The 20,862-nt window shown below is 60.9% G+C and carries 16 protein-coding genes; 11 read left to right on the top strand and 5 right to left on the bottom strand.

Features of this window, described 5'->3' with window-relative positions; translation table 11 throughout:
* The first annotated feature begins 120 nt into the window (after positions 1–120).
* The 3 genes from GXB78_RS00555 (at position 121) to GXB78_RS00545 (ending at position 6,861) form a co-directional block, all read left to right on the top strand.
* Complete coding sequence (locus GXB78_RS00555; RefSeq protein WP_329513727.1) at positions 121–3,396, top strand: transglutaminase family protein; 3,276 nt, start codon at positions 121–123, stop codon at positions 3,394–3,396.
* Between the two features lie 88 nt (positions 3,397–3,484).
* Complete coding sequence (locus GXB78_RS00550) at positions 3,485–5,971, top strand: circularly permuted type 2 ATP-grasp protein (RefSeq protein ID WP_329513726.1); 2,487 nt, start codon at positions 3,485–3,487, stop codon at positions 5,969–5,971.
* Entirely contained in the window at positions 5,971–6,861 is an 891-nt protein-coding gene (locus GXB78_RS00545; protein WP_329513725.1) for a transglutaminase family protein, read from the top strand. The genes GXB78_RS00550 and GXB78_RS00545 overlap by 1 nt, the downstream gene beginning before the upstream one ends.
* Before the next feature lie 207 nt (positions 6,862–7,068).
* Here GXB78_RS00545 and GXB78_RS00540 read toward each other — a convergent pair whose 3' ends face one another.
* Together GXB78_RS00540 and GXB78_RS00535 are read right to left on the bottom strand one after the other, a co-directional pair.
* The gene (locus tag GXB78_RS00540) at positions 7,069–7,266 is read right to left on the bottom strand and encodes a hypothetical protein (RefSeq protein WP_329513724.1); all 198 of its coding nucleotides are present in this window, start codon (positions 7,264–7,266) and stop codon (positions 7,069–7,071) included.
* Between the two features lie 68 nt (positions 7,267–7,334).
* Positions 7,335–7,922, bottom strand: a complete 588-nt coding sequence (locus tag GXB78_RS00535) for an LOG family protein (RefSeq protein WP_329513723.1) — start codon at positions 7,920–7,922, stop codon at positions 7,335–7,337.
* Positions 7,923–8,264: 342 nt separating this feature from the next.
* Between GXB78_RS00535 and azu the strand changes: the two genes are divergently transcribed.
* Entirely contained in the window at positions 8,265–8,711 is a 447-nt protein-coding gene (azu, locus tag GXB78_RS00530) for an azurin (RefSeq protein WP_329513722.1), read from the top strand.
* A gap of 196 nt (positions 8,712–8,907) precedes the next feature.
* On the opposite strand, the gene nadE is transcribed toward azu, so the two are convergent.
* The 3 genes from nadE to GXB78_RS00515 form a co-directional block, all read right to left on the bottom strand.
* Entirely contained in the window at positions 8,908–9,735 is an 828-nt protein-coding gene (gene nadE / locus GXB78_RS00525; protein WP_329513721.1) for an ammonia-dependent NAD(+) synthetase, read from the bottom strand.
* Positions 9,736–9,739: 4 nt separating this feature from the next.
* On the bottom strand, positions 9,740–10,963 hold the full coding sequence (pncB, locus tag GXB78_RS00520) for a nicotinate phosphoribosyltransferase (protein WP_042608959.1): 1,224 nt from the start codon (positions 10,961–10,963) through the stop codon (positions 9,740–9,742).
* Between the two features lie 202 nt (positions 10,964–11,165).
* Positions 11,166–12,065: a LysR family transcriptional regulator gene (locus tag GXB78_RS00515; protein WP_186632524.1), complete on the bottom strand. Its 900-nt coding sequence runs from the start codon at positions 12,063–12,065 to the stop codon at positions 11,166–11,168.
* Between the two features lie 164 nt (positions 12,066–12,229).
* Between GXB78_RS00515 and amaB the strand changes: the two genes are divergently transcribed.
* The 7 genes from amaB to GXB78_RS00480 all read left to right on the top strand — a co-directional run bounded on the left by amaB (position 12,230) and on the right by GXB78_RS00480 (position 20,641).
* On the top strand, positions 12,230–13,720 hold the full coding sequence (amaB, locus tag GXB78_RS00510; RefSeq protein WP_329513720.1) for an L-piperidine-6-carboxylate dehydrogenase: 1,491 nt from the start codon (positions 12,230–12,232) through the stop codon (positions 13,718–13,720).
* 90 nt (positions 13,721–13,810) lie between these two features.
* Positions 13,811–15,094 (top strand): L-pipecolate oxidase, encoded by a 1,284-nt coding sequence (gene amaA, locus GXB78_RS00505; protein ID WP_329513719.1) that lies wholly within the window; start codon positions 13,811–13,813, stop codon positions 15,092–15,094.
* Between the two features lie 368 nt (positions 15,095–15,462).
* Positions 15,463–16,596: an ABC transporter substrate-binding protein gene (locus tag GXB78_RS00500; RefSeq protein WP_329513718.1), complete on the top strand. Its 1,134-nt coding sequence runs from the start codon at positions 15,463–15,465 to the stop codon at positions 16,594–16,596.
* A gap of 243 nt (positions 16,597–16,839) precedes the next feature.
* Positions 16,840–17,754 carry an ABC transporter permease subunit gene (locus GXB78_RS00495; protein WP_039756948.1) on the top strand — a complete coding sequence of 305 codons (915 nt, stop codon included), beginning with the start codon at positions 16,840–16,842 and terminating at the stop codon, positions 17,752–17,754.
* A 3-nt stretch (positions 17,755–17,757) separates the two neighbouring features.
* Complete coding sequence (gene livM, locus GXB78_RS00490) at positions 17,758–19,059, top strand: high-affinity branched-chain amino acid ABC transporter permease LivM (RefSeq protein WP_016771917.1); 1,302 nt, start codon at positions 17,758–17,760, stop codon at positions 19,057–19,059.
* A complete protein-coding gene (locus tag GXB78_RS00485; RefSeq protein ID WP_329513717.1) occupies positions 19,056–19,928 on the top strand; it encodes an ABC transporter ATP-binding protein in 873 nt (290 codons plus the stop codon). The genes livM and GXB78_RS00485 overlap by 4 nt, the downstream gene beginning before the upstream one ends.
* Positions 19,925–20,641, top strand: a complete 717-nt coding sequence (locus GXB78_RS00480) for an ABC transporter ATP-binding protein (RefSeq protein ID WP_076565449.1) — start codon at positions 19,925–19,927, stop codon at positions 20,639–20,641. Before GXB78_RS00485 ends, GXB78_RS00480 begins: the two co-directional genes overlap by 4 nt.
* Positions 20,642–20,862: the final 221 nt, after the last annotated feature.

Here is a 20,862-nt window from a genome sequence, read left to right as displayed (position 1 = left end):
CCGCGCATCGCCCGGTTTTGGTGCTGTACTGCCTTGAGCATTTCGCGAAAGCGCGCAAGCCTGTGCATGGCATAAGTCTTGCGCGCTTTCCCATACGCCCAGGCTCGCAGGAGGCACGCCGTGTCGATTCATGTCGCATTGCATCACGTCACGCATTATCGCTACGACCGCGCTGTCGAACTCGGCCCGCAGATCGTCCGCCTGCGCCCGGCGCCCCACAGTCGCACGCGGATTCTGTCTTATGCGCTGAAAGTCTCGCCCGAGCAGCATTTCATCAACTGGCAGCAGGACCCTCAGGGCAATTACCTGGCACGTCTGGTATTCCCCGAGAAAACCGCAGAGCTGCGCATCGAAGTCGATCTGCTCGCCGAGATGGCGGTGTTCAATCCGTTCGACTTCTTCCTCGAACCCTACGCCGAAAAAATCCCGTTCAGCTACGCCGCCGACGAGCGCAAGGAGCTGGCGCCGTACCTCGAAACCCTGCCGCTGACCCCGACCTTCAAGGCTTACCTGGACAGCATCGACCGCACGCCGCTGCCGGCGGTGGATTTTCTGGTGGCGCTCAATCAGCGCCTCAGCGAAGACATCGGCTACCTGATCCGCATGGAGCCGGGCGTGCAAACCCCGGAGCACACCCTCCAGCACGCTTGCGGCTCGTGCCGCGATTCGGCATGGCTACTGGTGCAACTGTTGCGCAATCTCGGTCTGGCGGCGCGGTTTGTTTCCGGGTACCTGATTCAACTGACCGCCGACGTGAAAAGCCTCGACGGCCCGTCCGGCACCGACGTCGACTTCACCGACTTGCATGCCTGGTGCGAGGTGTATCTGCCGGGCGCCGGCTGGATCGGTCTCGATGCCACGTCCGGGCTGTTCGCCGGTGAAGGACATATCCCGTTGGCGTGCAGTCCGGATCCGTCCTCGGCGGCGCCGATCAGTGGTCTGGTCGAGCCTTGCGAAACGCAGTTCAGCCACGAAATGTCGGTCGAGCGAATCTGGGAAGCGCCACGCGTTACCAAGCCCTACACCGACGAGCAGTGGCGAGCGATTCAGGCGCTGGGCCGGCAGATCGACGCCGACCTGCTCGAAGGCGACGTGCGCTTGACCATGGGCGGCGAGCCGACCTTCGTGTCCATCGATGACCCCGACGGCGCGGAATGGAACACTGCTGCGCTGGGCCCGGATAAGCGTCGGCTGTCCGCCGAACTGTTCCAGCGCATGCGCAAGCAGTACGCGCCGCAGGGGCTGGTGCATTTTGGCCAGGGCAAGTGGTATCCCGGCGAACAATTGCCGCGCTGGTCGCTCAATTGCTACTGGCGCCGCGACGGCCAGCCGATCTGGCACAACGACGCATTGATCGCCGACGAACAGCAGGACTATGGCGCCGACGGCGAACTGGCCGGGCGCTTTCTGGCCAGTGTCGCCGAACGTCTGAAATTGCCTGCGCGCTTCGTCTTCCCGGCCTTTGAGGATCATCTCTATTACCTGTGGCGCGAGGGCGCGTTGCCCGGCAACGTCAGTGCCGAAGATTCGCGTCTGGAAGAGCCACTGGAGCGAGCGCGGTTGCGCAAGGTCTTCAGTCAGGGTCTGAACAAGGTGATCGGTCAGGTGCTGCCGCTGGCGCGCACGGCCAAGGGTGATCAATGGCAGAGCGGCCGTTGGTATCTGCGCGATGAGCATTGTCGTTTGGTGCCCGGGGATTCGCCGCTGGGTTATCGCTTGCCGCTGGCGTCGCAACCGTGGGTGAAAGCGGCGGAATATCCGTTCATCCATCCCACCGATCCGAACCAGGATTTTGCTGAACTGCCGGATCCCGCGCAGCTAGGCGTGCACGGCGCACCTGCTGCGGTGGATGAGCGCGTGCCGAAAATCGACGAGTCCGCTGACTGGCTGACCCGCACCGCATTCTGCGCCGAGGCCCGCGAAGGCCGGCTGTATCTGTTCATGCCGCCGCTGGAGCGGGTCGAGGATTATCTGGAACTGGTCTCGGCCATTGAGGCCACCGCTGAAGAGCTGCATTGCCCGGTGCTACTGGAAGGTTATGAACCACCAGGTGATCCTCGCTTGAGCAATTTCCGTGTCACTCCGGACCCGGGCGTGATCGAGGTCAACGTGCAGCCATCGGCGACCTGGGACGAGTTGGTCGAGCGCACCGAGTTTCTCTATGAACAGGCGCGGCAAACCCGTCTGACCACCGAGAAGTTCATGATCGACGGGCGCCATACCGGCACCGGCGGCGGCAACCATTTCGTCCTCGGCGGCGCGACGCCGGCAGACTCACCGTTTCTGCGGCGGCCGGATCTGTTGCGCAGTCTGATCAGCTATTGGCACAACCATCCTTCGCTGTCGTACCTGTTTTCCGGCCTGTTCATCGGCCCGACGTCCCAGGCACCACGGGTCGACGAGGCGCGCAATGACGCCTTGTACGAACTGGAAATCGCCTTCGCACAGATGCCGGAACCGGACGAAAAATGCGCGCCGTGGCTGGTTGATCGACTGCTGCGCAATTTGTTGATCGACGTCACCGGCAATACCCATCGCGCTGAGTTCTGCATCGACAAACTCTACTCGCCGGACGGCGCAACCGGACGTCTCGGCTTGCTGGAGCTGCGCGCTTTTGAAATGCCGCCCCATGCGCGCATGAGTCTGGCCCAGCAGTTGCTGCTGCGGGCGCTGGTCGCGCGCTTTTGGCGCGAGCCTTATGCGCCGGCGAAACTGGCACGCTGGGGCACCGAGCTGCACGATCGCTTTCTGCTGCCGCACTTTATCGAAGAGGATTTCGCCGACGTCATCGTCGAACTCAACAACGCTGGTTATCCAGTGCGCGCGGAGTGGTTCGCTGCGCATCTGGAGTTTCGTTTTCCCAAGGTCGGCGACTACGCCGTCAATGGCATCGAGCTGGAGCTGCGTCAGGCGCTTGAACCCTGGCATGTGCTGGGCGAGGAGGGCTCGGCGGGCGGCACGGTGCGCTACGTCGATTCGTCGCTGGAGCGCTTGCAGGTCAAGCTCAACGGCCTGCCGCCACAGCGCTATCTGCTGAGCTGCAATGGCGTCGCGGTGCCGTTGCACCCGACCGGACGGGTGGGCGAGTTTGTCGCTGGCGTGCGCTTTCGGGCCTGGCAACCGGCCAACTGTCTGCACCCGACCATCGCGGTGCACGCGCCGTTGGTGTTTGACGTTCTCGATACCTGGATGGGACGTTCGCTGGGTGGTTGCCAGTATCACGTCGCCCACCCCGGCGGGCGCAATTACGAAACCTTGCCGGTCAACGCCAACGAAGCCGAGAGTCGGCGCATGGCGCGGTTTTTCCGCCTCGGGCACACCCCGGGGAAACTTGCGATACCGCAAGTCGAAATCAATGACGAGCTGCCAATGACCCTCGATTTGCGGCGTTTCTAAGTCTCACGTGACACGCGGATTTTTCGTATATCCGCGCGTCATGTGCCTGCGTTAGTCTGACCGTTCCCTGCTGTCTGCCGAGCTTTCCATGCCTGACCTGCTAGACCGCTACCCGCTGACCGCGGGCACCTATCACGAACTGCTCGACGGCAGCGGCGCTGTGCGTGCGCATTGGCAGCGGCTGTTCGATCAGTTGCAGCGCAGCAGCCCCGCGCAACTGGTGCAGCGCCAGGCCTTGCTGGCGCGGCAGATTCAGGAAAACGGCGTCACCTATAACGTCTACGCCGACCCCAAAGGCGCTGATCGGCCATGGGAGCTGGACCTGCTACCCCATGTGATCGCGGCGGACGAGTGGCAGCACTTGTCCGCCGGCATCGCTCAGCGTGCGCGCTTGCTCAATGCAGTGCTGGCGGATCTGTACGGTCCACAGCGGTTGATCAGCGAAGGCCTGCTGCCGGCCGAGCTGGTGTTCGGGCACAACAATTTTCTCTGGCCATGTCAGGGCATTGCCCCGCCGGAATCAGCCTTTCTGCACCTGTACGCGGTGGATCTGGCGCGTACGCCGGATGGCCGCTGGTGGGTCACTGCTGATCGCACCCAGGCGCCGTCCGGTGCCGGCTATGCGCTGGAAAATCGCACTATCGTCTCCCGCGCGTTTCCCGATTTGTACCGTGATCTGAAGGTTCAGCATCTCGCTGGCTTCTTCCGCACCTTGCAGGAAACTCTGGCGCGTCAGGCACCGGAGGGTAATGACGCACCGTTGGTGGTGCTGCTGACCCCGGGGCGTTTCAACGAAAGTTATTTCGAGCACCTGTATCTGGCCCGCCAGCTCGGTTATCCGCTGGTCGAGGGCGGTGATCTGACTGTGCGCAATGCCACGGTGTACCTGAAAACCCTCAGCGGCCTGCGCCGGGTGCACGCGATCATGCGCCGCCTCGACGATGATTTCTGCGACCCGCTGGAACTGCGTACCGACTCGGCGCTCGGTGTCCCCGGCTTGCTCGAAGCGGTGCGCCAAGGGCGGGTTCTGGTCGCCAATGCGCTGGGCAGCGGTGTCCTGGAATCGCCGGGGCTGTTGGGCTTTCTGCCGAAGATCAACCAATTCCTGTTCGGCGAAGAACTGCTCCTGCCGTCGATCGCCACCTGGTGGTGCGGTGAAGCGCCGGTGCTGGCACAGGCGCTGGAAAAACTTCCGGAGCTGTTGATCAAACCGGCGTTCCCGTCGCAAAGCTTCGCCCCGGTGTTCGGCCGTGACTTGAGTGAAAGTCAGCGTCTGGAGCTGGCGCAGCGCATGCAGGCGCGGCCTTATGCCTATGTCGCGCAAGAACTTGCGCAACTGTCGCAGGCACCGGTCTGGCAAGCCGAAGACGGTCATTTGCAACCCCGGGCGATCGGCATGCGCATGTATGCAGTGGCCAGCCACGATGGCTACCGGGTATTGCCGGGCGGTCTGACCCGGGTGGCGGCCGATGCCGACGCCGAAGTGGTGTCGATGCAGCGTGGCGGGGCGAGCAAGGACACCTGGGTGCTCAGCGATCGGGCGCCGAGTGGCGAGCAGTGGAAGGCGCAGCGCAATGTCGGCGTGCACGATCTGGTGCGGCGCGATCCGTACTTGCCGTCGCGGGTGGTGGAGAACCTGTTCTGGTTCGGCCGCTACTGCGAACGCTGTGACGACAGCGCGCGGCTGCTGCGCATCATGCTCACGCGTTACGTCGATGGCGATGATCCGCAGGCGCTGCAAGCAGCGGTCGATCTCGGCGAGCGGCTGGCGCTGTTGCCGGATGAGGGCGAACTGCCGGAGCGCCTGCTCGCTGCGTTGCTGGGCGAGGACTGGTCGTTCAGCCTGCGCTCCAACTTGCAGCGCTTGCAGTGGGCTGCGTCGCAAGTGCGCGGCAAGCTGTCCCGAGAGAACTGGCAGGCGCTGGTGGAATTGCAGCGCGAGGCGCTGGAGCTGGAAGTCGATGAACCGGACTTCGGCGAACTGCTGGATTTCCTTAACCGGCTGGTGATGTCACTGGCGGCGTTGTCGGGGTTTGCCCTGGATGACATGACCCGCGACGAAGGCTGGCGTTTTCTGATGATCGGCCGGCGCATCGAACGTCTGCAATTTCTCAGCAGCAGTCTGGCGGCGTTTCTGCGCGGTGCGGGTGCGTTCGATCAGGCGGGGCTGGAGTGGTTGCTGGAACTGGGTAACAGCAGCATCACCTATCGCTCGCGCTATCTGGCAGTGGCGCAATTGATTCCGGTGCTCGATCTGCTGTTGCTGGATGAGCAGAACCCCCACGCGGTGCTGTTTCAGCTGAAACTGGTCACCCGCACTTTGAAGCGCCTCAACGACGATTTCGCTGCGCCTCGCGAGAGTGGATTGCCGCAACTGGTCGAACGCCTGTCGCGGTTTGATCTCGGCTGTCTGGAAAATCCGCTGTTCGGCAAATCCAGCGTACGTGCTGCGCTGGATGGTCTGGCTGATCTGTTGCAGGAAATCGCCGAGGCCAGCGGTCAGGTATCCGATCGTCTGGCGCTGCGCCATTTCGCCCATGTCGATGATGTCAGCCAGCGTACGGTGTCCGTGTGATGAGCGCTCAGTATCAGATCTTTCACGACACCTGTTACCAGTACGACAGCCCGGTCTCCCTCGCGCAGCAACTGGCGCACCTGTGGCCGCGGGAATGCAGCTGGCAGCGCTGCACCGAGCAGCAACTGCTGATCAGCCCCGAGCCGACCATGCGCCGTGATGAACTGGACGTATTCGGCAATCCGTTGACCCGTCTGGCATTTGAACGGCCCCATGATGAATTGCAGGTCAACGCCCGGCTGACGGTCGAGGTGCTGGCGCGACCGGCGCCGGATTTCAATCAGTCGCCGCCGTGGGAGCAGACCCGCGATGCGCTCACGTACAGCAGCCAGCCGCTGTGCGCCGACCTGCTCGAGGCCTGTCGCTACCGATTCCAGTCACCTTACGTGCATTTGAAACGCAGCTTCGTCGAGTTCTCGCAGAGCTGTTTTCCGCCGGGACGACCGTTGCTCCTCGGCGTGCAGGCGCTGATGCAGAAGATTTTCAGCGAATTCACCTTCGATGCCGAAGCCACCCAGGTTGCGACGCCGCTGGTGGAAGTGCTGGAGCGTCGACGCGGGGTCTGTCAGGACTTTGCCCACCTGATGCTGGCCTGCCTGCGCTCGCGTGGGCTGGCGGCGCGCTACGTCAGTGGCTACCTGCTGACCCAGCCACCGCCAGGGCAGCCACGTTTGATCGGCGCTGACGCCTCGCATGCGTGGGTTGCGGTGTTCTGCCCGGTCTTGGGTTGGGTGGATTTCGATCCGACCAACAATGTGCAGCCGGCGCTGGAACACATCACGTTGGCGTGGGGAAGGGACTTTTCCGATGTATCGCCGTTGCGCGGGGTGATTCTCGGTGGCGGTAATCACGACCCGGAAGTGCGGGTCACGGTGATGCCGCAGAATTGATGAGTTTCAAATGTGGGAGCGAGCCTGCTCGCGAAAGCGTCAGGTCAGCCAACTCATTTGTAACTGATACACCGCTTTCGCGAGCAGGCTCGCTCCCACAGGGATTTTGGTGTGTCAGGGAAAGCAGGGCTGCGAGGGCCGGCGGCAGAACCGCCAGCCCCGTCACAAATCCGCAGGGCCTGATTCGATCATCAAACCCGGTGGGGCTCAGGCGTCGGGCGTCTGATCTTTCGGTGCATCGGGTGCATCGGGTGCATCAACATCATCATCGGTCGCCACTTCACCGTCAGGGTTCAGTGCCGCTTCTTCAGCGGTTTGCTTCTTGCGCTGAAGCTTTTCCTCTTTCTTCTGTTCCTTTGCCAGGTCTCGTTGACGTTTGGCGAAGGAGTAATTGGGTTTGGCCATGGGCGATCCTCTGGGGTCGAAGGTGAGGTTGAGCGGCGCGTATTCTGCCCTGTATCGGTGTCCGGGGGTTAACCCGGTTTTTGGTCGACCCACTTGGGCGTGACGGTCGGCTGCCACTGATCGAGGGCGTCGAGCAGGGAATCTGGCGATTCGCTCACTTGCAGCATGTCACGGTGTGGCGCGCGAACGAAGCCTTCGCCGACGATATGATCGAGAAAAGCCGTGAGTTTGCTGTAGAAACCGTTCACTTCCAGCAGGCCCAAAGGCTTGCCGTGATAGCCGAGCTGGCCCCAGGTCCAGACTTCGAACAACTCTTCCAGCGTGCCGAGGCCGCCGGGCAGGGCGATGAACGCATCGCTGAGTTCGGCCATCCGCGCCTTGCGCGCATGCATGCCATCGACCACTTCCAGACGGGTCAGGCTTTTGTGGCCGATCTCCTTGTCCATCAGGCTTCGCGGGATAATGCCGATCACTTCGCCGCCAGCAGCCAGGGCCGCATCAGCGACAATGCCCATCAAGCCGACCGCGCCGCCGCCGTAGACCAGGGTCAGATTACGCTCGGCCAGCGCCCGGCCAAGGGCCACGGCGGCTTCGGTATAGGCCGGCACGGTACCGGCGTTGGCACCGCAAAACACACAAACGGATTTCAGCGACATGGGTTACTCCTGAGTCGATCAGTCGCACAGGGTAACGGCTGGCACGTCGCACTCCAAGGACTAGACTTCGCGTTCGGGCGATTCGAAGGTACCGCTGGCGCCACAGGCGTAGGCGGCGAGCAAGCTGCACAACAGGCCGTTAAAGAACATGACAGGCACTCCGTTTCAGTAGGTGGACCGATCATAGGGCTGGGCAAATGAAATGGCCGTTAGATTGTGTCGATGAGTGTCATAGCCTGAAAGTTGTATACAATTTTTGACTCAAGTCATATGAACTTGCGATGATTTCAGGCAGTCTTTCCACCACTAGTGTTTTTGTTAACCCTGCCTTGGAGATTCACCATGTTTTCCAAAGTTGTTGCGGTATCCCTGCTGGCGCTGGCCAGCAGCCAATTGATGGCTGCCGAGTGCAAAGCCACCGTTGATTCCACCGATCAGATGTCCTTCAACACCAAGGAAATCGTGATCGACAAGAGCTGCAAGACCTTCACCGTCGAACTGACCCACTCCGGCAATCTGCCGAAGAACGTCATGGGCCATAACCTGGTGATCAGCAAAGAAGCGGACATGCAGCCGATCGCTACCGACGGCCTTGCAGCCGGTATCGACAAAAGCTACCTGAAGGATGGCGACGCCCGCATCATCGCCCACACCAAGATCATCGGCGCCAAGGAAACCGATTCGGTGACTTTCGATGTATCGAAACTGGATGCCGCTGAAAAATACGGCTTCTTCTGCTCGTTCCCTGGGCACATTTCGATGATGAAAGGCACTGTCGTCGTCAAGTGATTCAGATACAAAAAAGCGTTCCGAGGGACGCTTTTTTTGTGTAGGAGCTGCCGAAGGCTGCGATCTTTTGATCTGGACCTTGATCTTGATCTTGATCTTCAAAGCAAGAGCAAGAGCAAGATCAAAAGATCGCAGCCTCGTTGCACTCGTCAGCTCCTACAGGCTCCTACAGGCTCCTACAGGGTTCTGCGAACCCTTACGGGGCGAACGGCATGACCCGCTTGTGGTGGGTCTTGTTGTACGTATCGACAATGATCTTCGCCGCCTCGTCCCGCACCGTTTCACCGTGCAGGAACGCATCGATCTCGGCATAGGTCACGCCATGCGCTGCTTCGTCCGGCTTGCCCGGTGACAGGTCTTCCAAGTCTGCCGTCGGCACTTTCTCGACCAACGATTCCGGCGCACCAAAGCTGCGGGCAATCGCGCGTACCTGGTTTTTCACCAGGCCGCTGAGCGGGGCGAGGTCGCAGGCGCCGTCGCCGAATTTGGTGAAGAAACCCATCACCGCTTCCGCCGCGTGGTCGGTGCCAATCACCAGACCGCCCGCCACTCCGGCAATCGTGTACTGCGCCACCATGCGCATCCGCGCTTTGGTATTGCCCAGCACGAAATCCACCGACGCCGCCGGTTTGCCTTCGAACGCCGAGACCTGAGCAGCCAGCGCCTTGACTGCCGGGCCAATGTTCACGGTGTGGATTTCGTCAGGCGCGATGCAATCGAGCGAAGCCTTGGCGTCGTGCTCGTCGAACTGGGTTTCGTACGGCAGGCGCACGGCGATGAATTTGTAGCGGTCGTCGCCGGTTTTTTCGCGCAGTTCACGGACCGCGCGCTGGGCCAAGAGGCCGGCGGTCAGTGAGTCGACGCCGCCGCTGATGCCCAGCACCAGGGTCTTCAGGCCGGAATTGACCAGACAATCCTGAATGAACGCCAGGCGCCGGGCGATTTCCGCCTGCAGGGCCTGATCGTCGTCGAACGGTGGTTGCACCTTGAGCTGCTCAGCAATCTCACGCTGTACGGCTTGCATGAATTCACTCCTTGCTAGATAGACTGGATTCGGCAGGAACCTGAAACACATGTCGCAAATAGGCGACGAAATTCGGATCTTTGCAGTGGGTCTTGCCAGGCTCGTCGGAGATCTTCGCCACCGGCTGGCCGTTGCAGGCGGTCATTTTAAGCACGATGCTCATCGGTTCGACACCCGGGATATCACAGGTGAGGTTGGTACCGATGCCGAAGCTCACATTGATGCGACCATGCAGCGCGCGGAAAATCTCCAACGATTTTGGCAGGGTCAGACTGTCGGAAAACACCAGGGTCTTGCTCATCGGGTCGATGCCGAGCTTGTGGTAGTGCGCGATGCACTTTTCGCCCCACGCCACCGGATCTCCGGAATCGTGGCGCAAACCGTCGAAAAGCTTGGCGAAGAACAAATCGAAATCGCCAAGAAACGCATCGGTGGTAATGCAATCGGTAAGGGCGATGCCGAGCAGGCCACGGTACTCGCGAACCCAGCAGTCGAGCGCGGCGATCTGGCTGTCGATCAGGCGCGGGCCGAGTTGCTGATGGGCCATGATCCACTCGTGAGCCATGGTGCCCAGCGGTTTCATGTCCAGCTCGCGGGACAGATGCACGTTGCTGGTGCCGACAAAACGGCCCGGGAAGTCGTGCTTGAGCACGTTGACCACTTCGGCCTGCACACCAAAGGAAAAGCGTCGACGCGTGCCGAAGTCGGCGACCTGCAGTTGTGACAGCTCATCGGCCGAAGCATTGGCGGTGAGCCAGTCGAACTTGCGATAGAGCTGCTCGCGCGCCTGCTCCAGTGAGGTTTCCCGATAGCGATAGCGATTGCGCACTTCGCTGACAATCGCCAGCAGCGGCACTTCGTAGAGGATCACATGCAGCCACGGCCCACGCAGGCGGATGAACAACTCGCCGTTCTCGATGCCGGTGTGCAGATAGCGCAGGTTGAAGCGGAACAGACCGAGGAAGCGCAGGAAATCCGGTTTCAGGAAAGTGATGCGCTCGAGGAAACTCAACTGATCGGCACTCAGGCTCAGTTCGGCGAGGCGCTCGATCTGATGACGGATCTCGGCCAGATACGGGCGCAGATCCTCGGCGTTGCGGCAACGGAACTCCCATTCGACTTCGACGTTGGGGTAGTTGTGCAGCACCGCCTGCATCATCGTCAGCTTGTAGAAGTCGGTGTCGAGCAGGTTCTGCACGATGCGATCGGCAAACACACTCTCGCTCATAAAACGGGTCTCCAGTTGCGCCGCGCCTGGCGCGGTCTATATCGATGGCGCTAGTGGCGCATATCGGCGGTAGGGATTGCCAGCATTTTTTAAGCACACCGCAGATCGAATGTGGGAGCGAGCCTGCTCGCGAATGCGGTGTGTCAGTTAAAGATGATGTGGCTGACCCGACGCTTTCGCGAGCAGGGATCCCCGGTTGGTCTCAAGCCGGGCTGTCGATCTGCTCCAGCATCCACTTCACAAAATCCCGCACCTTCGGTACTTCCGCCGCATGCTCGGGGTAGGCCAGGTAATAGGCGTCGCTGCTGGGCATCGCATGCTGCCAGGGTATGACCAGTTTGCCCTCGGCCAATTCTTCTTCCACCAGAAACCGTGGCAGCAGCGCCACGCCACAACCGACCTGGGCGGCGCGGATGCACATATAAAAGGTTTCGAAACGCGGCCCATGGTAGCTGTGTTCGGTGTGGTAGCCCTGGCTGTCGAACCAGTCGTGCCAGGCCTGCGGTCGCGAGGCATTTTGCAGTAGCACCAGATCGGTGAGTTGTGTCGGGTCAGTGAATGGCGTGTCGGGCAGGCTGCCCGGGGCGCAGACCGGCACCAGTTCTTCGCCGAACAATTTCAGGCACTCGGTGCCCGGTCGCGACGCCTGGCCGAAATAGAAAGCCAGATCGCTGCGGCCCTGCAACAGATCATCGGCTTCCTGCTCGTTGCACAGGTCCAGATGAATCGACGGATGGCGCAGGCGCCAGCCTTTCAGGCGTGGCACCAGCCAGCGGGCACCGAAGGTGGAAGGGGTGGAGACACGCAGGACTTCGGTCTCTCCGCCGTAGGAACGCAGGTAATGGGTCGACATCTCCACTTGGCTGAGGATTTTTCTGACCTCGACCAGGTACAAATCCCCGGCCGGTGTCATCTGCAAGCGGCGACGGACACGGCGGAACAGCAAGTGCTGCAACAGTTCTTCAAGCTGCGCGACCTGTTTACTCACCGCGCTTTGGGTCAGATTCAGCTCTTCGGCGGCGCGGGTGAAACTCAGGTGCCGGGTCACGGCCTCGAAGCACTGCAACGCGGTGATCGAGGGCAAGTGGCGTTTGTTCAGCATGGCCAGTCCTTTTTCTTGTCTTTCTGTACGCAGCATGAATAAACGGAATGATATCTGGCGTAAAGGTCGTTTGTTGCATCGCCGCAGTGACGCTACAACTAAAGGCCTGCCCGGCCATGAACTGAATGGCCGCACACATTCTGTTTTTGCTTGAGGAGAGACCGATGGTTGCCGCATTGCTTGATCGTCTGGGAGTCAACCCGGCCCTGTACCAGAACGGCAAAGTGCCGGTGCATTCGCCCATCGATGGCAGCGAAATTGCCTCGGTGAACTGGGAAGGCGCTGCCGAAGTCGAGCAGCACATCAGTCGCGCAGATCATGCATTCGAGCACTGGCGCAAGGTTCCGGCCCCGCGTCGCGGCGAGCTGGTGCGTCAGTTCGGCGAAGTGTTGCGTGAGTACAAGGCCGACCTCGGCGAGCTGGTGTCGTGGGAAGCCGGCAAGATCACGCAGGAAGGTCTGGGTGAAGTGCAGGAGATGATCGACATCTGCGACTTCGCCGTCGGCCTGTCGCGCCAGTTGTACGGTTTGACCATCGCCTCCGAGCGTCCCGGCCACCACATGCGCGAAACCTGGCATCCGCTCGGCGTGGTCGGGGTGATCAGCGCGTTCAACTTTCCGGTCGCGGTGTGGGCGTGGAACACCACACTGGCGCTCGTCTGCGGCAACCCGGTGGTGTGGAAACCCTCGGAGAAAACCCCACTGACCGCGCTGGCCTGTCAGGCGCTGTTCGACCGCGTGGTGAAGAATTTCAGCGATGCTCCGGCGAGCCTGTGCCAAGTGGTGATCGGCGGTCGCGATGCCGGCGAAGCATTGGTCGACGATCCGCGTGTCGCGCTGATCAGCGCCACCGGCAGCACGCGCATGGGCCGCGAAGTGGCGCCGAAAGTCGCCGCGCGTTTTGCCCGCAGCATTCTCGAGCTGGGCGGCAACAATGCGATGATTCTCGGCCCGAGCGCCGATCTGGACATGGCGGTGCGCGCGATTCTGTTCAGCGCCGTCGGCACCGCCGGGCAACGCTGCACGACCCTGCGTCGCCTGATCGCTCACGAATCGGTCAAGGAAGACATCGTCACTCGCCTGAAGGCTGCTTATTCGAAAGTACGCATCGGCCATCCGCTGCAAGGCAATCTCGTCGGCCCGCTGATCGACAAACACAGCTTCGAAAACATGCAGGATGCGCTGGAGCAGGCACTCAGCGAAGGCGGCCGGGTGTTCGGCGGCAAGCGTCAACTTGAAGATCAGTTCCCCAATGCCTACTACGTATCGCCAGCCATCGTGGAAATGCCCGAGCAGAGCGATGTGGTCTGCAGCGAAACCTTCGCGCCGATTCTGTATGTGGTCGGCTACAGCGATTTCGAGGAAGCGCTGCGCCTGAACAATGCCGTGCCGCAAGGCCTGTCGTCGTGCATCTTCACCACCGACGTGCGCGAGGCCGAGCGGTTCATGTCGGCGGTAGGCAGCGACTGCGGCATCGCCAACGTCAACATCGGCCCGAGCGGTGCGGAAATCGGCGGCGCCTTTGGTGGCGAGAAAGAGACCGGCGGCGGCCGTGAGTCCGGCTCCGATGCCTGGCGCGCCTACATGCGCCGGCAGACCAACACCGTCAACTACTCGCTGGAATTGCCGTTGGCGCAGGGCATTACATTCGATTAAGCAGCTACGAGCCGCAAGCTACAAGCGTCAAGCAGACCGGCTTGTAGCTTGTAGCTTGTGGCTTGCAGCTGCTCCGACAGGAGCTTGGCAATGCCGTTACGCGAAGAATGTCTGTGGGAAAAGCTCACGCCACAACGGCCGGATAATCCGGCGCTGGGGGGCGAGGTCAAGGTCGATGTCTGCGTGATCGGCGCCGGGTTTACCGGGTTGTCGGCGGCGCTGCATCTGTTGGAAAAGGGCAAAAGCGTCTGCGTGCTGGAGGCTCATCGCGCAGGGCACGGTGGCTCCGGGCGCAACGTCGGGCTGGTCAATGCCGGCATGTGGATTCCTCCGGACGAGATCGAGGCCGGTTTCGGCGAGGCGGTCGGCAGCCAGCTCAACCGCATGCTCGGTGCGGCGCCGGCGCTGGTGTTCAGCCTTGTGGATAAATACAACATCGATTGCCAGTTGCGCCGCGAAGGCACCTTGCACATGGCGCATAACGCCAAGGGCGAGGCGGACCTGCGCAGTCGCGAGCAGCAATGGAAACGTCGTGGCGCGCCGGTCGAGTTGCTGACCGGCAAAGCCTGCGAGCAAGCCACCGGTACGCAGAAAATCGCCGCTGCGCTGCTTGATCGTCGCGCCGGCACGCTCAATCCGATGGCCTATGTCACCGGGCTGGCCAACGCTGTGCGCGGGCTCGGCGGACAGATATTCGATCATTCGCCGGTGACTCGCCTTGAGCGCATCGGGCAGGACTGGTCGGTGCAGAGCGCTCAGGGCTCGGTGCTCGCCGAGCAAGTGGTCATCGCCTCCAACGCCTATACCGAAGGCGACTGGACCGAGCTCAAGCGCAATTTCTTTCCCGGTTATTACTACCAGGTCGCCTCGGTGCCGCTCAGCGAAGATGCCGCGCAGGAAATTCTTCCGGGCGGGCAGGGCTCGTGGGACACCCGTCAGGTATTGAGCAGTATTCGCCGTGACAAGGACGGACGCCTGCTGCTTGGCAGTCTCGGTAATGGCAATCAGAAACCGACCTGGTTTCTCAAGGCCTGGGCCGATCGGGTCCAGCAGCATTACTTCCCCAATCTGAAGCCGGTCGAGTGGGAATGCACCTGGACCGGGCGCATTGCTTTTACGCCTGATCACCTGATGCGCCTGTTCGAACCAGCGCCGGGACTGGTGGCCGTCACCGGTTATAACGGTCGTGGCGTCACCACAGGCACGGTCGTGGGCAAGGCCTTCGCCGATTACCTGTGCAACGGCGATGCGCAGGCACTGCCGATTCCCTTCGCACCGATGCAGCCCCTGGCAGGTGTGGGCTTGCGCAGTTGCCTGTACGAGGCCGGGTTTTCCCTGTATCACGCGGGCCAGTGCCTGCGCATCGTTATTTGAGTGTTGAAATTTGTTGCCGGACGCAGCGCTTTTGCATCCAGCGACTAGCCTGTAATGGTGCGGGTTGTAGCAGTCCCGCACCAGCAGTGTGCAGTTCGGTGACGCGGGCTGTTACAGGCTGGTTGCACGTCGTTTGCCGCTGCGGTTGCAATGATGGCGCGTGCGGGTTGCGCCTGAATAAATTTACGGTTTCACCTTCCGCGGTTTAGACGGTTGCACGCCCAATGAAAATGGGAACGAAACAGTCGAAATAACAACAATGCAGCGACTTTTTGAAGAATAAAAAACCGATGGCACGGGCCTTGCTCTGCGCTTTGAGTGAAGTGAAGTCGCAGTGCCAACTAAAAAAAACCTTGGAGCACCACCTCATGTCCCAGACGTTTTACAAGAAAGGCTTTCTGGCCCTCGCAGTGGCTACTGCGCTGGGTGTTTCTGCGTTTGCTCAAGCTGATATCAAGATCGGTGTAGCGGGTCCGATGACCGGTGCCAACGCGGCATTCGGCGAGCAGTACATGAAGGGTGCACAGGCGGCGGCCGATGCGGTCAACGCAGCGGGTGGCGTCAACGGTGAGAAGATCGTCCTGGTCAAAGGCGATGACGCTTGCGAACCGAAGCAGGCGGTGACGGTCGCCAAGGACCTCTCCAACCAGAAAGTCGCCGGCGTGGTCGGGCACTTCTGCTCTTCGTCGACCATTCCAGCGTCGGAAATCTACGACGAAGCCGGGATCATCGCGATCACCCCGGGTTCGACCAACCCGCAGGTGACCGAGCGTGGCCTGAGCGCGATGTTCCGTATGTGCGGACGTGACGACCAGCAAGGCATCGTCGCCGGCGACTACATCGTCGACATGCTCAAGGGCAAGAAAGTCGTGGTCCTGCACGACAAGGACACCTACGGCCAAGGCCTGGCGGACGCGACCAAGGCTCAGCTGGAAAAACGCGGCGTCAAGCCTGTGCTGTACGAAGGCCTGACCCGTGGCGAGAAAGACTTCAGCACCATCGTCACCAAGATCCGTGGCGCCGGGGCCGATGTCGTCTACTTCGGCGGCCTGCACCCGGAAGCCGGTCCGCTGGTTCGTCAGCTGCGTGAACAGGGTCTGAAAGATGTCAAGTTCATGTCCGACGATGGCATCGTTACCGACGAACTGGTGACCACCGCTGGCGGCCCGCAATTCACCGATGGCGTGCTGATGACCTTCGGTGCCGACCCGCGCCTGTTGCCGGAAAGCAAGACCGTAGTGGACGCCTTCCGCAAGGCCGGTACCGAGCCTGAGGGTTACACCCTGTACGCCTACGCCTCGGTTCAGACCCTGGCTGCCGCGTTCAACGGCGCGAAGAAAAACGACGGCGAAGCCGCTGCCAAGTGGCTGAAAGCCAATCCGGTCAAAACCGTGATGGGCGAGAAGACCTGGGATGCCAAAGGCGACCTGAAAGTCTCCGACTACGTGGTTTACCAGTGGGACAAGGACGGCAAATACCACCAGCTGGAAAAGCAGAAGTAAGGGCTGAAACGATCATCTGATCACCACCGATCCCCTGTGGGAGCGAGCCTGCTCGCGAAGACGCACTGACAAACAACCTCTGCGTTGAATGTTCAACCGCTTTCGCGAGCAGGCTCGCTCCCACAGAGGGATCAGTGGCGATCAGGCTGGTCACGCTCCGACATTGCTCCGACGTACATCTGTATTTTCCTAGAAGAACCGCGCGCCGATGGTGCGCAGGTTCTCACTGCGTGAGATTGCGTTATGGATGGTATTTTCCTGCAGCAACTGGTCAATGGCCTGACCCTCGGGTCGGTCTATGGCCTGATCGCCATCGGCTACACAATGGTCTATGGCATCATCGGCATGATCAACTTCGCCCACGGCGAGGTTTACATGATTTCCGCTTACCTGGCGGCAATCAGTCTGGCTCTGCTGGCTTACTTCGGTATCGAATCCTTCCCGCTGCTGATGCTCGGCACGCTGATCTTCACCATCGTCGTCACGGCGGTATATGGCTGGGTCATCGAGCGTGTTGCCTACAAACCCCTGCGCAACTCGACCCGCCTGGCGCCGCTGATCAGCGCTATCGGTATTTCGCTGATTCTGCAGAACTACGCACAGATCGCTCAGGGCGCCAAACAACAGGGCGTGCCTACGCTGCTGACCGGTGCCTGGCGTGTTGAAGTCGGCAGCGGCTTCGTACAACTGACCTACACCAAAGTCTTCATCCTGATCGCCGCGTTTGTCGGCATGGGGCTGCTGACCTACGTCATCAAATACACCAAGCTCGGCCGCATGTGCCGCGCGACCCAGCAAGACCGCAAGATGGCCTCGATCCTTGGGATCAACACCGACCGGGTGATTTCCTACGTGTTCATCATCGGTGCAGCCATGGCGGCACTCGCGGGTGTGCTGATCACCATGAACTACGGCACGTTCGACTTCTATGCCGGCTTCATCATCGGCATCAAGGCGTTCACCGCAGCGGTACTTGGCGGCATCGGGTCACTGCCCGGCGCGATGCTCGGCGGGATCATCCTCGGCATCTCCGAGTCGCTGTTCTCCGGTCTGGTCAACTCCGACTACAAAGACGTGTTCAGTTTCTCGCTGCTCGTCCTCGTACTGGTCTTCCGGCCGCAGGGCCTGTTGGGCCGTCCTCTTGTGTCGAAGGTGTAAGCGATGTCTGCAACCACTGAAAAATCCATCGATATCAAAAAAAGTCTGGTCGAGGCGATTCTTGCCGGCCTGATTGCGCTGATCGTGTTCGGGCCGATTGTCGGCGTGGTTCTCGACGGCTACAGCTTCAACCTCGAAGCGACGCGCGTGGCGTGGATCATTGCCATCGTCATGGCCGGTCGCTTTGCCCTCAGCCTGTTCCTGCAGACGCCCAAGGGCCTGAAGATTCTCGACGGGTTCGAGAGCAGCGGTTCCGGCGTGCACGTGCTGCCGGCGGATTACAAATCGCGGCTGCGCTGGATCATCCCGTTGATCATTGTGCTGGCGATCATCGTGCCGTTTGTTTCCAACTCCTATCTGCTTGGCGTGGTCATCCTCGGTTTGATCTACGTGCTGCTGGGGCTGGGACTGAACATCGTGGTCGGTCTGGCCGGGCTGCTCGATCTCGGTTACGTGGCGTTCTACGCCATCGGCGCCTACGGTCTGGCATTGGGTTATCAATATCTGGGGCTGGGTTTCTGGACAGTGCTGCCGCTGGCGGCGATCACCGCAGGCCTGGCCGGGTGCATCCTCGGGTTCCCGGTGTTGCGTCTGCACGGTGACTACCTGGCAATCGTGACCCTGGGTTTCGGCGAAATCATTCGTCTGGTGCTGAACAACTGGCTGTCGCTGACTGGCGGGCCGAACGGCATGCCGGCGCCGCTGCCAACGTTCTTCGGTCTGGAATTCGGCAAGCGCGCGAAGGATGGCGGGGTACCGTTTCACGAGTTTTTCGGCCTGACCTACAACCCGGACGTGAAGTATTACTTCATCTACGCGGTGCTGTTCCTGGTGGTGCTGGCGGTGCTGTACGTCAAGCATCGGCTGGTGAAGATGCCGGTCGGTCGCGCCTGGGAAGCCCTGCGCGAAGACGAAATCGCCTGCCGTTCGATGGGTCTGAACCACGTACTGGTCAAGCTCTCGGCGTTCACCATCGGTGCCTCGACGGCGGGGCTGGCCGGGGTGTTCTTCGCCACCTATCAAGGCTTCGTCAACCCGACCTCGTTCACCTTCTTCGAATCGGCGCTGATCCTCGCCATCGTCGTGCTCGGCGGCATGGGCTCGACCATCGGCGTAGTAATCGCTGCGTTCGTGCTCACCGTCGCCCCGGAACTGCTGCGCGGCTTCGCTGAATACCGCGTGCTGCTGTTCGGCATCCTCATGGTGTTGATGATGATCTGGCGACCGCGCGGGCTGATCCGCATCAGCCGTACCGGGGTCAAACCACGCAAAGGTGCCATTCACTACGAGAGGACTGCGCCATGAGTGAAGTCGTACTCTCTGTGGAAAAACTGATGATGCATTTCGGTGGCATCAAGGCTTTGAGCGATGTCAGCCTGAAGGTCAAACGTAACTCGATCTTCGCCCTGATCGGCCCGAATGGCGCAGGCAAGACCACGGTATTCAACTGCCTGACCGGCTTCTACAAGGCCACGGGCGGCAAGATCGAACTCAACGTGCGTGGCCAGCAGACCAACGTCATTCAGTTGCTGGGCGAGTCGTTCAAAGCGACCGATTTCGTCTCGCCGAAATCCTTCCTCAGCCGCCTGTACTACAAGATGTTCGGCGGCACCCACCTGGTCAATCGCGCCGGCCTGGCCCGGACGTTCCAGAACATTCGCCTGTTCAAGGAAATGTCGGTGCTGGAAAACCTGCTGGTCGCGCAGCACATGTGGGTCAACCGCAACATGCTCGCCGGCATTCTCAACACCAAGGGCTATCGCAAGGCCGAGAGCGATGCGCTGGATGTCGCGTTCTACTGGCTCGAGGTGGTCGATCTGGTCGACTGTGCCAACCGGCTCGCCGGTGAACTGTCATACGGCCAGCAACGGCGTCTGGAAATTGCCCGGGCCATGTGCACGCGGCCGCAGATCATCTGCCTCGACGAACCGGCCGCCGGCCTCAACCCTCAGGAAACCGAAGCGCTGAGCGCGATGATCCGGCTGCTGCGCGACGAGCACGATCTGACCGTGGTGCTGATCGAACACGACATGGGCATGGTCATGAGCATCTCCGATCACATCGTGGTTCTCGACCACGGCATCGTCATCGCCGAAGGCGGACCGGAAGCGATCCGCAACGATCCGAAAGTGATCGCAGCCTACCTGGGCGCCGACGAAGAGGAGCTGGTATGAGCCAACCGATCCTCGAATTGCGCAATCTGGACGTGTTTTACGGCCCGATCCAGGCGCTCAAGGGCGTTTCGCTGCAGATCAACGAAGGCGAGACCGTCAGCCTGATCGGCTCCAATGGTGCCGGCAAGTCGACCTTGCTGATGTCGATCTTCGGTCAGCCAAGAGCGGCGGGCGGGCAGATTCTTTATCAAGGCGTAGACATCACCCACAAATCCTCGCACTACATCGCCTCCAACGGCATTGCGCAGTCGCCGGAAGGGCGGCGGGTGTTCCCCGACATGACCGTCGAGGAAAACCTGCTGATGGGCACCATCCCGATTGGCGACAAGTACGCCAAAGAAGACATGCAGCGCATGTTCGAGCTGTTCCCTCGGCTTGAAGAACGGCGCAATCAGCGGGCGATGACCATGTCGGGCGGTGAGCAGCAGATGCTCGCCATTGCCCGTGCGCTGATGAGCCGGCCCAAGCTGTTGCTGCTCGATGAACCAAGCCTGGGCCTGGCGCCGATCGTGGTGAAGCAGATCTTCGCCACCCTGCGTGAACTGGCGAAAACCGGGATGACCATTTTTCTCGTCGAGCAGAACGCCAACCATGCACTGAAACTGTCAGACCGGGCGTATGTGATGGTCAACGGCGAGATCCGTCTGACCGGCACAGGTAAAGAATTGTTGGTGAACGAGGAGGTGCGTAACGCCTATCTGGGCGGGCACTGATTTTTCCGCTGTTATGCACAACCCCGGTGACGAGAGTCCCGGGGTTTTTTCTTTTTTCGGAATCCACCACAGTCCCCTGTGGGAGCGAGCCTGCTCGCGAATGCGGCGTATCAGTCAACTCATTCTCTGGATGTTCCATTCGCGAGCAGGCTCGCTCCCACAGGTAAATTATGTAATTCGCAGAATTGTGGAAAACAAATTCCCCTAGCTGCCAAAGCGCG

This window comes from Pseudomonas moraviensis subsp. stanleyae (assembly GCF_036283065.1).
Lineage (GTDB): Bacteria > Pseudomonadota > Gammaproteobacteria > Pseudomonadales > Pseudomonadaceae > Aquipseudomonas > Aquipseudomonas stanleyae.
The sequence above is the reverse complement of the archived record's forward strand: the minus strand, read 5'-3'. Positions and strand labels throughout refer to the sequence as shown.